Genomic DNA, 12,716 nt, shown 5'->3' with positions numbered 1-12,716 from the left:
AAATCACACTGTCCAGCGCTGAATGTCGCCGCTTTCGCCGATCATGGCCAGACCATGGGCAATCGAGAGCAACTCGCCGCCGCTTTCGATCCGGTCCGCGTCGAAACGGCGGGTGAAAAGCTCCCGAACCGCCGGCACGAAGGAAGTGCCGCCGGTCAGGAACACCTTGTCGATGGCTTCGGGCGCGACTTTCGTCTTTTCCAGAACCTCGTCGAGCGCTTCTTCTATCTTGGCGAGGTCTTCGGCGATCCAGTTGTTGAAATCGCTGCGCTTCACCATCTTGCGGCCGGCCTTGCCCAATGGTGCGAAGTTGAATTCCGCTTCTTCCGCTGAGGAGAGCGCCATCTTGGTGGCGGAAATCGCCTGATAGAGCGGATAACCCTCGTCATGTTCGACAAGATCGATGAAGAGTTCGAGCTTTTCCGGCTCCAGCGCCGAGCGCACCAGCGATTTGAGGTCGGTGAATTCCTTCGAGGTCTTGAAGATCGACAGCTGGTTCCAGCGGCCGAAATTCACGTAATAGCCGGAGGGCACGTCCAGCACCTTGTCGAAGCTCTTGAACTTGCTGCCCTTGCCGATTTCCGGCGAGACCAGATTGTCGATCATGCGGAAGTCGAAATGATCGCCCGCCACGCCGACGCCGGAATGGCCGATGGGGGTGGCGGAAAGCTTGCCGGCATGGGTCTCGAAGCGGATCAGCGAATAGTCCGTCGTGCCGCCGCCGAAATCCGCCACCAGCACATTGGCGTCCTTCTTCAGGCTCTGGGCGAAATAATAGGCGGCTGCCACCGGCTCGTAGACATAGTGGATTTCCGGGAAACCGGCGCGGGTGAGCGCCTCGTTGTAACGGGCGAGCGCCAACGTTTCGTCCGGATTGCTGCCGGCGAAACGCACCGGCCGGCCGGCGATGACGGTGGAGACGTCCCCCGGCCATTCCTCGCCCGCATAGGTCTTCAGCTTGCGCAGGAACACGTCCATCAGATCCTCGAAGCTCTGGCGCTTGGCGAAGATCAGCGTGCCCTGAAACAGCGGCGAGGCCGCAAATGTCTTGATCGATTGCAGGAAACGGCAGTCGCCGGCATTGTCGATGAATTGCCGGATGGCGGCATGGCCGGCTTCCACATGCAGGGCGGCCGCACCAAGGCCGGCATCCTTCATGAAGGAGAGCGCCGTGCGCATGCTGTCATCCGTGCCCGCGCTGCTGGTGAAGCGCATGGAACGGCTGGCGCCGCCCGCGTCGGAAAAAGCCATGACCGTGTTGGTCGTGCCGAAATCGAGGCCGAGAGCCCGCTTTTGCGTCATCGCCATATCCTTGTTGCCGATAGAAACACCCGCCCGGCCTGAAAGGCGGCCCGGCGTGAAAATAAGGGATGCCTTTGGCACCCCGATGTCAGAGGAGGGCGGTTGATTGCACAGGGCTGACGGAATGGCAAGCGCCTGCACCCGGGTTTATTGTGAAAATTGCATGAAGTAATCACCATGGCTGGAAGGCCGTCATGCCGCCGGCATTAAATATTTTTTCGCATAAAGAGAGTATAAGGCTGAACTATAGCGTTAAAGAGCAGATTTATTTTTGTATTTGTTGTGTTTGCACACGCGGAGCCCCGATGTCCCGAAAGCCGGCCCGTTCCACCCTCGAAGACGTGTTGCCGGCGCAAAACGCCCGCGGCGATGCGGAGAGCTTCAACCGCCATCTCATTGACCTGATGGCGGCGTCCCAGCAGGGTTATGCCCTTTTCGACGGCGAAGATGAACTGCGTTTCGCCAACGCGGCGTTCCGCATGGCGCTCGGCATCGGGCCGGACGAATTTCCGACATGGGCCGATCTGATGCGCATCGGTTACCGCAACTCCACCGGCACGGCCGTCGAGACCGCCGATTTCGAATTATGGCTGCGCTCGGCGGGAACGAGGCGCGGCAAGCTGCCGTATCGCACCATTGAAACCAGCCTCAATGACGGGCGCTGGATGCTGACGACCGAGACGACGCTGCCGGGCGGCTGGATGCTTTGCGTCGTCACCGATATTTCCGAACTCGGTGTTGAGCTGCGCGATCTTCGCCAGGAGCGGGACAGGGCGCTGAAATTCGCCCTGAGCGACGAGTTGACCGGCCTCGGCAACCGTCGCTACGTCATGGATATTCTCAATCACAGGCTTGGCCCCAACAAGGCCGAGGCCCTTGCCGTCATCATCATGGACATAGACCACTTCAAGTCGGTGAACGACCGATTTGGCCATGCCTGCGGCGATCTGGTTCTCAAGGACTTCGCCGCCCGACTTTCTGCTGCGGTCGCCCGCGACGATCTCGTGGGGCGGATCGGCGGTGAGGAGTTCCTGCTGATGCTCGCCGGTTCGCGCGTTTTGGGCGTTGAGGCGGTCATGCAGGAAGTGCTGTCATCACTGGCGCAGGCCTCACCGCTCGCAGACATGCCCGGTTTCCGATACAGCTGCTCGGCGGGCATTGCCTTTGCAAATCCGGGCGAGAGCGCAAGCGATGTCCTGCGCCGCGCCGATACCGCCCTCTACGAGGCCAAGAATACCGGCCGGAACCGTTACGTGATCTACGGAGCGGCTTCCTGACCGGATTCGTAGCTCTGTGGCCTTAATTCGACTTCGCCGCGCCGCCATCTACCCTGAGCATCGTGCCGGTGATGTAGCTTGCCGGCACCGAGCAGAGGAAAGCGCCGGCGGCGGCAAATTCCTCCACCGTCCCGAGACGACCGGCCGGAATGCTCTTGACGGAAGCCTCGCGAATTTCCTCGACGCTTTTGCCCAGACGCTTGGCGTTGGCGCCATCGAGTTCATCGATGCGGTCGGTGTGGATACGGCCGGGCAGCAGCAGGTTGGAGGTGATGCCGAAACCGGCCACTTCGGAGGACAGCGTCTTGCTCCAGCCGACCAGTGCGCCGCGCAGCGTATTGGACAGCGCCAGATTGGCGATCGGCTCGAACACGCCGGAGGAAGCGACGGTCAGGATGCGGCCGAAACCCTGTTCCTTCATCTGCGGCAAAAGCGCATTGGTGAGCGTGATGACGCGCAGCACCATCGACTGGAAGAAGGTATCCAGCTTGTCGGCCGTCATTTCCTGCGCAAGGCCTGGCGTCGGGCCGCCGGTGTTGTTGACGAGAATATCGATGCCGCCGAGCTTTTCCCTGACGGCCTGAACCATGGCCTCGACGAAATTGTCCTCGGCCAGATCGCCCCAGACCCAGTCGGCCTTGCCTTTGCCGAGCGCATTGATCGCCTTGCAATTCGCCTCCAGCTTTTCGCCGCTTCTGCCGACAAGAAGGACATGTGCGCCTTCTTTCGCCAGCGCGGTGGCAATGCCCAGCCCAAGGCCGCGAGAGGAGGCGAGAACGAGGGCGCGTTTGCCGGAAATGCCGAGATCCATGGGTTTTGTCCTGTCTTGTGAGTGCTCAATGTGCTGTTTATAGAGTATTTCCAGGAAAAGTGGACCCCGGTTTTCCGCCCGGAAATGCTACAAAACAAAGAGTTAGAGGGTTTTCTCGATTCAAGGAAAAGGGAAAACGCTTCGAGCAAGGTAGCGTCCGGTTTGAAGGTAAAGACACGTCATGACAGAACAATCCCTGCTCAAATTCTCCATTGCCGTCACGGTTCTCCTGGCGCTCTTCGGCATCGGCGCAGGCCTGTTCTCCGGCTCCTTCGCCGTGGTTTTCGATGGTGTCTATGCGCTGACGGATGCTTTCATGACGGTGCTGGCGCTGCTTGTCGCGCGGCTGATCGCCGCTTCCGCCGCGCCCAAACCCGGCGGTCGGCTGGTGGAGCGTTTCACCATGGGCTTCTGGCATCTGGAGCCGATGGTGCTCGGGCTTAACGGCACCCTCCTGATGGGGGCGGCGATCTACGCCCTCATCAATGCCGTCGACAGCCTGATGGATGGCGGCAGATCGATCGAGTTCGATTACGCCATTGTCGTCACCTTCGTCAGCTTCGCCGTCTCGCTCGCCATGGCATGGTTCGTCAAACGGCAGAACCGCCGGCTGAAATCCGCCTTCGTGGCGCTGGACGCCAAAAGCTGGCTGATGAGCGCGCTTCTGAGCATGGCGCTCTTCGTCGCCTTCGCCGTGGGTTACGGGCTCACGGGAACGGCGCAGGCATGGCTTGCACCCTATATCGACCCGGCCGTGCTGGCGCTGGTCTGCCTCGTCATCATTCCCATGCCGCTCGGCAATGTGAAACAGGCGCTGGCGGATATTCTTCTGGTGACCCCGCTGGAATTCAAGCAGCATGTGGACCGGGTGGCCGCCGAGACGGTGGAGAAATTCGGTTTCTCCTCGCACTATTCCTATGTCGCCCGCGTCGGCCGCGGCCGTCAGATCGAACTCTTTTTCATCGTCCCGAAAAACTGGCCGCCCCGGCGTCTGGAAGAATGGGACGCGATCCGCGACGAGATCGGCGATGCGCTGGGCGGCGAGGGGAGCGACCGCTGGCTGACGATCGTGTTCACGACGGATGAGGAATGGGCGGTTTGATGTTGGAGAGCGATTTTAGCTAGTCGGCTTGTGGCCCAAACCGATTGTAGCACTGATCTGGACGGGACCGATGAGGGGAGAGCGGATTGGCAAGTTTCACGCTGAGAGAGAGGGAAGAGGTCTTCCAGTGTCGCTCAAGCCGGAGTTTTGCACCAAACGCTTGCTACAGAAATTCCTTTAGAAGTCGGCAGTGGCGATTTTGAAGCAACTTGGGAGTTTGCGATAGGAACGGCTCCATCTTCGTGGGGGCATTTTACGCGCGTTTGATGTGGGTGGCCACCAATTGCCTGAAGTCCTCGATCTGTGCTGGCGTCAGGACGCGCTTGGGCAGCATGTTGAACACGCGCGCGCTCTGATAGAGGAGGATCACTTTGCTGTCTTCGGTCCATTTGAGATAGTCGTTCCAAGGAACATTCCAGTCGCCCTGCTGTCCCTTGCTCCTAAAGCCTTCCTCAGACCATGTAACCGTGATCGGCTGCTGAAGGGTTTTCTGTTCTGCGTAGGCCTTGCGGGCAAACACGGCAGCGCCGAAAAAATACTGGTAGAGCGGTATTGAGATCACAACCACCACACAGATGTAGAAGAGCGACATGAAAGGCGCATCGGGGAATCGCAGCGCCAACGTGAAGAGCGAGGCAAGCAGCAAAGCAACGAAAATCAGCCAGCAAACGAGCGGCCAGCGTGAGGTTGAATATTTCAGTATGAACAGCTTGTTGGCAGCAACATAGTCGTCGGCGGTCAAAGTGAAGGTGACGCTGCGGTTCATATCTCTCATTGTCTCCCTGGTAAGATACCACACCTATGACATAATTCTCAAAACCTGCGACACGTCTTGCTGTCGTACTATGTCCGGTTTGCAGCGTCGCGATCAAGCCGGTGAACGTCTTCAATGGGGGCGACAGCGGACAATCATCGATACGTAAAGGTACGTCCGCTTTTGGCGCAAACAGAAGCGCCGCCATTGATGAAGCGAGCCGAATGGGCGTTTCACCCGCGGTAAACGCGAGAGTGGCACAAATGCCGACTACCCTTGACGGCTACACTCCCAACTTCTATTTTCATTATTACGTGAACGTAAAAGTAATGCATCAATCATCAGGTTGTCTGACAATTGACTGGCGTGCGACATGTTTTGCCGCTATAGAAGCTCGACAAAGGCGTCCTGCTTTGCGAAGACAGGCGCTGGTGGATGCGGTGTCGCGGATGGTTTTTTGACTGGCGCGGGCGATGCGCCGGGAATGCCGGAAAGCGGATATAACAACAGCCGGATGGGACCGGCGATGCGGAGAGGATGAGATGACGGAAGCGATGGAACTGCCCGAACGCGAAGCGATGGAATTCGACGTTGTGATCGTTGGCGCGGGTCCTGCGGGCCTTGCCGCCGCGATCCGGCTGAAGCAGGTGGAGCCGGAGCTTTCGGTCGTCGTTCTCGAAAAGGGTGCCGAAGTCGGCGCGCATATTCTCTCCGGCGCGGTTGTCGATCCGATCGGCATCGACAGGCTGCTGCCGGGCTGGCGCGAAGAGGAGGGGCATCCCTTCAAGACCGAGGTGAAGGACGACCAGTTCCTGTTTCTCGGCCCGGCCGGCTCTATTCGCCTGCCGAATTTCATGATGCCGCCGCTGATGAACAATCACGGCAATTACATCGTCTCGCTCGGGCTGGTCTGTCGCTGGCTGGCGGAAAAGGCGGAAGCGCTCGGCGTCGAGATCTATCCGGGCTTTGCCGCAACCGAAGTGCTCTATAATGATGAGGGTGCGGTCATCGGTGTCGCCACCGGCGATATGGGCATCGAGAAGAACGGCGAACCTGGCCCGAACTTCACCCGCGGCATGGAGTTGCACGGCAAATATGTGCTGATCGGCGAGGGCGTGCGCGGTTCGCTCGCCAAGCAGCTGATTTCCAAATTCGATTTGTCCCGGGATCGCGAGCCGCAGAAATTCGGCATCGGCATCAAGGAACTCTGGCAGGTGAAGCCGGAGAAGCACAGACAGGGTCTCGTGCAGCATTCCTTCGGCTGGCCGCTCGGTTTCAAGACCGGCGGCGGTTCCTTCCTCTATCATCTCGAGGATAACCTCGTCGCCGTCGGCTTCGTGGTGCACCTCAACTACAAGAACCCCTATCTTTATCCTTTCGAGGAATTCCAGCGCTTCAAGACGCATCCGGCCATCCGCGATACCTTCGAGGGCGGCAAGCGCATCTCCTATGGTGCGCGCGCCATCACCGAAGGCGGCTACCAGTCGGTGCCGAAGCTCACCTTCCCCGGCGGCGCGCTGATCGGCTGTTCCGCCGGTTTCGTCAATGTGCCGCGTATCAAGGGCAGCCATAATGCGGTGCTGTCGGGCATGCTGGCGGCCGAGAAGATCGCCGCAGCGATTTCCGCCGGCCGCGCCCATGATGAGGTGGCGGAGATCGAGGCGGAATGGCGCGATGGCGATATCGGCAAGGACCTGAAGCGGGTCAGGAACGTCAAGCCGCTGTGGTCGAAATTCGGCACGCTGATCGGCGTCGGTCTTGGCGGTCTCGACATGTGGACGAACCAGCTGTTCGGCTTCTCCGTCTTCGGCACGCTGAAGCACGGCAACACGGATGCGCAGAGCCTTGAGCCGGCCTCGAAACACAAGCCGATCGCCTATCCGAAACCGGATGGCGTGTTGACCTTCGACCGCCTCTCCTCGGTGTTCCTGTCCTCCACCAACCATGAGGAAGACCAGCCGGTGCATCTTCAGGTGAAGGACATGGCGCTGCAGAAATCGTCCGAGCACGACGTCTTTGCCGGCCCTTCGACGCGTTATTGTCCGGCCGGCGTTTACGAATGGGTGGAGAAGGACGGCGAAGAAGTCTACGTCATCAACGCCCAGAACTGCGTGCACTGCAAGACCTGCGACATCAAGGACCCCAACCAGAACATCAACTGGGTGCCGCCGCAGGGCGGCGAGGGGCCGGTTTACGCCAATATGTGATGGCGATTACGGCCGAAGCCTTCTCTTCCGTCATGCTCGGGCCTGTCCCGAGCATCTGCAACGGATTGATTTCACGATACGTGGATAGGTCCTCGGGACGGCCCCGAGGATGATGCCGAGCGTGGGAAGACCGCTCGCAATCACTCTCAGCCATTGTGTCATACGGCCGAGAGTGACGACATTTGCGGAACGAGCAGACCTCTGATCGAAGGGCCAATTCCCGCGAAGCAGACGCGTCGTTAACGGTTGCCGTGTCTAGCCCGGGATGAGAGAGCGGCGTTCACAGCCCGTCTCCCCGTCAGTATTTGTGGATTGCTCTTCGATTTCCTACATATAGGATGTTGGGGTGTTGCGTGGTCGCGTGGCCCGTGGATTGTGGTTCAGCGATGCGGTAACGCCTTGAATGTGCATATGGTCCTAGGTACCGTCACCCGACGGCAGGGAGTGAAGGAATGTCCGGCTTTCAAAGGCTGAATATCGTGCGGAAGACAGGATTCGTTGCCGGTGTGGCGGCGCTTGCGATGATTGCGGTTTCTTTCAGCGGCGGTCCGCTGGTGGCCGCAAGCTGCCGTACCGACGCCATGGCCGGCATCGACTGGCGCGAATGCAACAAGCGTCTGCTGATGCTGGGCGGCAGCAATCTCGATTCGGCAATGCTTTACGGCACGGATTTCACCTATACTGACCTGCGCGGTTCATCGCTGAAGGGCGCCAATCTCGAGAAGGCCAAGCTTATCCGCACGGCCCTTGGCGAGGCGAACCTGCAGGGTGCCAATTTGACCAAGGTGGAAGCCTATCGCAGCGATTTTTCCGCCGCCGACGCCACCAACGCCAAATTCGTCAATGCCGAAATGCAGCGGACCAAATTCGAAAACACCAAGCTGGACGGCACGGATTTCACCAAGGCCGAACTCGGCCGCGCCGATTTCGAGGGCGCGACGCTGAACGGCTCGAAATTCTCCCTCACCAATCTGTCACGCGCCCGTTTCGGCGGCGCCAAGCTCGGCGGTCCGGTGGATTTCACCAGCGCATTCCTGCTGCTGACGAGGATCGAAGGGGTCGATCTTTCCGCTGCCACCGGCCTTGATCAGAAGCAGATCGACATTGCCTGCGGCGACGCCAAGACCAAATTGCCGAACGGACTCACCGCGCCGGCCTCCTGGCCGTGCCCGGAAGATCCGGACGACGACTGACAGGAATAGCCGCGCGGTCTTGCGCTCGGCTCAAACATCTCCATAAGCGGAAGAGAAGCGTCCGCGATGCGGACGCCTCACCTTTGATCAGAAGCCCGAAAGCACGATCTTGCCCTTGGCCTTGTTGCTCTCGATCAGCGCATGCGCCTTGATGAGATTTGCGGCATTGATGGTGCCGAAAACCTCGGTCAGCGTCGTCTTGATCTTGCCGGCATCGACAAGCCCGGCCACATGGTTCAGTAGCTTGTGCTGTTCGATCATGTCAGGCGTCTGAAAAACCGCGCGGGCGAACATCATTTCCCAATGGATCGAGATGCATTTGCGCTTGAAGGCCATGGCGTCGAAACCGCCGGCCGGATCGTCGATCAGCGCGAAACGGCCCTGCGGCGCAATGGTCGCCACGCTGTCGGCGGCATGAATGTCGCTATGGGTGGTGGAGAAGACAAAGCCCGGCGCACCGAGCCCGAGCGCCTCCACCTGCGGGGCGATCGGCTTGCTGTGATCGATGACGTGATGCGCGCCGAGTTCCTTCACCCACGCAATCGTCTCGGGCCGTGAAGCGGTGGCAATGACGGTGAGATCGGTCAGCGCCCGCAGAAGCTGGACGGCGATGGAGCCGACGCCGCCCGCGCCGCCGATGACCAGAATGGCGTTGGCCGCGCCCGGAACCGGCTCCTTCACCCGCAGCCGGTCGAACAGTGTCTCGTAAGCGGTGATGGCGGTGAGCGGCAGGGCGGCGGCTTCCTCGAAATTCAGGGACTTTGGCTTTGCGCCGACAATGCGCTCGTCCACGAGATGGAACTCGCTGTTGGAGCCGGGGCGGTTGATGACACCGGCGTAAAACACCTCGTCGCCCGGCTTGAACAGCGAGACCTTGTCGCCGACGGCCTTTACCACGCCCGCCGCATCGAAGCCGAGCACGCGGGGTTCGCCGTTTTCCGGCGACTGGTTGCGGCGCACCTTGGTATCGACAGGGTTCACCGAAACGGCCTTCACTTCCACCAGAATATCATGCCCCTTCGCTTCCGGCTGGGGCAGGTCGATATCGACGAGGGCGTCTTTCGCGGTGATGGGCTGGCTGGTCCTGTAACCGATGGCGCGCATGAACAGTCTCCTTTGCTTGTTTGCGTGCCTCTTACTTGATACATATGAACATCGATCGCAAGAATGCACATTTTGTGATGATACATACAAAAAGGATACTGTGATGTCGCGACCGCGCGCCAAGCTCACCGGCAACTTTCCCGGCTGCCCGGTGGAATCGGCCTTAAGTTTCCTCGATGGCAAATGGAAGGGCGTGATCCTCTATCACCTCATCAATGAGGGCACGCTGCGCTTCAACGAGCTGCGCCGCCATATTCCGAGTGTCACCCAGCGCATGCTGACCAAGCAGCTGCGCGAACTGGAAGAGGCCGGCCTGATTTCCCGCACCGTCTTCCCGGTGGTGCCGCCGCGCGTGGACTATGCGCTGACGCCGCTCGGCGAGACGATGATACCGGTGATTTCGGCGCTAAAAAGCTGGGGCGACGCCCATGTCGTGTGCAGGAACGGCGCGAAATATACCCGCCTTCCCGAGGCGAAGGAAAAGGCCGCCTGAAAAATCACAGGTAAAAGCGCACCCCTCCGTGCGCCTTTTTCATGGTGCGATGCAACATGTATTTGCCCCGATTGATGCATAATGCTGCGATCTCGATTCGCAGCAGGGACATCAGGACACATGAGCATCGGTTGGTTGGAGGCCGCATTTCTCGGCTTTTTGCAAGGGCTTACGGAATTTCTTCCGATTTCTTCAAGCGCGCATCTGAGGATCGCCGGGGAGTTCCTGCCCTCCGGCGCGGATCCGGGAGCCGCCTTCACCGCGATTACGCAGATCGGCACCGAAGCGGCCGTGCTGGTTTATTTCTGGTCGGATATCATGCGCATTGCCATCGCCTGGCTCCGGCAGAACTTTCGCCTCGGCGAGTATAACAAGGCCGATGCCCGGCTCGGCTGGCTCATCATCATTGGTTCCGTGCCGATCGTCTTTCTTGGCCTGTTCTTCAAGGATGCCATCGAGCACTCGCTGCGCAACCTTTACATCACCGCCGTGATGCTGATCGTCTTCGGCATCGTTCTCGGCGTTGCCGATAAAATCGGTGAGAAGCGTTACAAGCTGAACCAGCTTATCTGGCGAGACGGTATCCTGTTCGGTTTCGCGCAGGCCATGGCGCTCATCCCCGGCGTTTCGCGCTCGGGCGGCACCATCAGCGCCGGCCTGCTTTTAGGCTATACCCGCGAGGCGGCCGCACGTTATTCCTTCCTGCTCGCCGTTCCCGCCGTCTTCGGTTCCGGCTTTTACCAGCTCTTCAAAAGCATCGGCGAAGACAATCCAGTCGGTTGGGGCCCGACGGGGCTCGCGACCCTGATCGCCTTCGTTGTCGGTTATGCCGTGATCGTCGTCTTTCTCAAGGTCGTCTCCACCAAGAGCTACATGCCCTTCGTCTGGTACCGCGTGGTCATTGGCGTTATTTTGCTTGGACTGCTGGGAACGGGCGTCATCAATGCCGGTGGCTGAGGGTAGGGCTGTTCGCTTTTCCCCACCGCAAATGAAAAGGCCCGCTCTTCCGAGCGGGCCTTTCGTCTTTAGAGCAACGTACCGCTGAGGATCACCAGCGCCACCGAGAAGTAGATGATGAGCCCGCTGACATCCACCAGCGTCGCGACGAAGGGGGCCGAGGCGCTGGCGGGATCGAGCCGCAGGCGCTGCAGCACGAAGGGCAGCATGGAGCCGGCGAGCGAACCGAAGGTGACGATGCCGACGAGGGCTGCGAAAACGGTGGCGCCGACCAGCAGCCAGTGTTCGCCATAGTCGTAAAAACCGGCCTGCTGCCAGAGGCTCAGGCGCAGGAAGCCGATGGCGCCCAGAATGCAGCCGAGCGTCAGGCCCGTCGGGATTTCCCGCAGCAGCACCCGCCACCAGTCGGAAAGCTTGAGTTCGCCAAGCGCCAGCGCCCGGATGATGAGCGAGGTGGCCTGCGAACCGGAGTTGCCGCCCGACGACATGATGAGCGGAATGAACAGCGTCAGCACCACGGCCTTTTCCAGCTCGCCCTCGAAATGCTGCATGGCGCTGGCCGTCAGCATTTCACCGAGGAAGAGCGCTGCGAGCCAACCGGCGCGCTTGCGGATCATGTCCGGAAAGCCGATCGTCATATAGGGCTTGCCGAGCGCCTCCATACCACCGAACTTGTGGGCGTCTTCCGTCGTGTCGGCGATCATGGTGTCGATCACGTCATCGACGGTGACGATGCCGAGGATATGCGAACGGTCATCGACGACGGGAAGCGCCAGAAGGTCGTGCTTGCGGATCAACCGGGCGACATCCTCCTGCGACATCAAGGGGCTGGCGCAGACGATGCCTTCCTTCGATGCGACGGAGAGGATGGAGGCGCCAGCTTCGCCGGTCAGCAGGCGACGTAGCGTCACGACGGTGGAAAGCGTTCCGTCCTCAGCCAGCACATAGATGGCATAGACCGTTTCACGCGACCGCTCGACGACGCGGATGTGCGAAAGGGTCTGTTCCACCGTCCAATTGTCCGGCACGCTGACGAATTCCGTGGTCATGATCGAGCCGGCGGTACGCGGCGGATAACCCATCAGGTGCTGGATGGAGAGCGCCGTCGTGCGGTCCAGCCGGGAAAACAGCTTTGCGCGCGGCTCTTCGGCCATTTCCGCCATGACGTCGGCAACGCGGTCGTCAGACATCAGATTGACGAGGCGGGCGGCCTGTTCGACAGGAATATGGGCGATTATGGCGGCGGCGCCATGCAGTTCTGGCCGGTCGAGAATGGCGACGGCCTTTGCCTGCGGCATGGCGAGGAGGGCGGTTACGGCCTCGGCGACATCCAGCGTGTTGAGGTGCTCGACGCGTTCGGCAATGGTGGTGGAGGAACCGGCGTTTCCGCTACGAAGAAGACGTGCGGCCTTGCTGGCCCTCTGGGAGAGGTTGTGGAAGTTCATGATTGCTCACCTTTCCGTCGATTCGCCGATCACGGCGAACGCGGTGGTGAGCCGACAGAGGTCGGATCAGT

General features: G+C 60.1%; 11 protein-coding genes. 6 read left to right on the top strand and 5 right to left on the bottom strand.

The window, feature by feature from the left end; genetic code table 11:
- Positions 1-3: 3 nt before the first annotated feature.
- Positions 4-1,302 carry an Hsp70 family protein gene (locus tag BTE54_RS24285; RefSeq protein WP_065654818.1) on the bottom strand — a complete coding sequence of 433 codons (1,299 nt, stop codon included), beginning with the start codon at positions 1,300-1,302 and terminating at the stop codon, positions 4-6.
- A gap of 305 nt (positions 1,303-1,607) precedes the next feature.
- Here BTE54_RS24285 and BTE54_RS24280 point away from each other — a divergent pair, with 305 nt between their 5' ends.
- Positions 1,608-2,579, top strand: a complete 972-nt coding sequence (locus BTE54_RS24280; RefSeq protein ID WP_198939222.1) for a sensor domain-containing diguanylate cyclase — start codon at positions 1,608-1,610, stop codon at positions 2,577-2,579.
- 22 nt (positions 2,580-2,601) lie between these two features.
- Here the strand turns inward: BTE54_RS24280 and BTE54_RS24275 are convergent, their stop codons facing one another.
- A complete protein-coding gene (locus BTE54_RS24275) occupies positions 2,602-3,390 on the bottom strand; it encodes an SDR family oxidoreductase (RefSeq protein WP_078054243.1) in 789 nt (262 codons plus the stop codon).
- Between the two features lie 181 nt (positions 3,391-3,571).
- On the opposite strand from BTE54_RS24275, the gene BTE54_RS24270 reads away from it, so the two are divergent.
- Positions 3,572-4,492 carry a cation diffusion facilitator family transporter gene (locus BTE54_RS24270; protein ID WP_003524087.1) on the top strand — a complete coding sequence of 307 codons (921 nt, stop codon included), beginning with the start codon at positions 3,572-3,574 and terminating at the stop codon, positions 4,490-4,492.
- Positions 4,493-4,745: 253 nt separating this feature from the next.
- Here BTE54_RS24270 and BTE54_RS24265 read toward each other — a convergent pair whose 3' ends face one another.
- Positions 4,746-5,258: a YcxB family protein gene (locus tag BTE54_RS24265; protein WP_078054242.1), complete on the bottom strand. Its 513-nt coding sequence runs from the start codon at positions 5,256-5,258 to the stop codon at positions 4,746-4,748.
- Between the two features lie 530 nt (positions 5,259-5,788).
- On the opposite strand from BTE54_RS24265, the gene BTE54_RS24260 reads away from it, so the two are divergent.
- Both BTE54_RS24260 and BTE54_RS24255 read left to right on the top strand, forming a co-directional pair.
- Entirely contained in the window at positions 5,789-7,453 is a 1,665-nt protein-coding gene (locus tag BTE54_RS24260) for an electron transfer flavoprotein-ubiquinone oxidoreductase (protein ID WP_078054241.1), read from the top strand.
- Positions 7,454-7,905: 452 nt separating this feature from the next.
- Positions 7,906-8,646 carry a pentapeptide repeat-containing protein gene (locus BTE54_RS24255; protein WP_078054240.1) on the top strand — a complete coding sequence of 247 codons (741 nt, stop codon included), beginning with the start codon at positions 7,906-7,908 and terminating at the stop codon, positions 8,644-8,646.
- 87 nt (positions 8,647-8,733) lie between these two features.
- Here BTE54_RS24255 and BTE54_RS24250 read toward each other — a convergent pair whose 3' ends face one another.
- Positions 8,734-9,750, bottom strand: a complete 1,017-nt coding sequence (locus tag BTE54_RS24250; protein ID WP_078054239.1) for a zinc-binding alcohol dehydrogenase family protein — start codon at positions 9,748-9,750, stop codon at positions 8,734-8,736.
- 103 nt (positions 9,751-9,853) lie between these two features.
- On the opposite strand from BTE54_RS24250, the gene BTE54_RS24245 reads away from it, so the two are divergent.
- Together BTE54_RS24245 and BTE54_RS24240 are read left to right on the top strand one after the other, a co-directional pair.
- Positions 9,854-10,243 carry a helix-turn-helix domain-containing protein gene (locus tag BTE54_RS24245; RefSeq protein WP_078054238.1) on the top strand — a complete coding sequence of 130 codons (390 nt, stop codon included), beginning with the start codon at positions 9,854-9,856 and terminating at the stop codon, positions 10,241-10,243.
- Between the two features lie 120 nt (positions 10,244-10,363).
- Positions 10,364-11,200 carry an undecaprenyl-diphosphate phosphatase gene (locus tag BTE54_RS24240; RefSeq protein ID WP_078054237.1) on the top strand — a complete coding sequence of 279 codons (837 nt, stop codon included), beginning with the start codon at positions 10,364-10,366 and terminating at the stop codon, positions 11,198-11,200.
- A gap of 68 nt (positions 11,201-11,268) precedes the next feature.
- Here the strand turns inward: BTE54_RS24240 and mgtE are convergent, their stop codons facing one another.
- On the bottom strand, positions 11,269-12,645 hold the full coding sequence (gene mgtE / locus BTE54_RS24235) for a magnesium transporter (RefSeq protein WP_078054236.1): 1,377 nt from the start codon (positions 12,643-12,645) through the stop codon (positions 11,269-11,271).
- Positions 12,646-12,716: the final 71 nt, after the last annotated feature.

The sequence above is a fragment of the Agrobacterium sp. YIC 4121 genome (assembly GCF_002008205.1).
Lineage (GTDB): Bacteria > Pseudomonadota > Alphaproteobacteria > Rhizobiales > Rhizobiaceae > Agrobacterium > Agrobacterium leguminum.
This window is presented reverse-complemented; position numbering and strand designations above follow the sequence as displayed.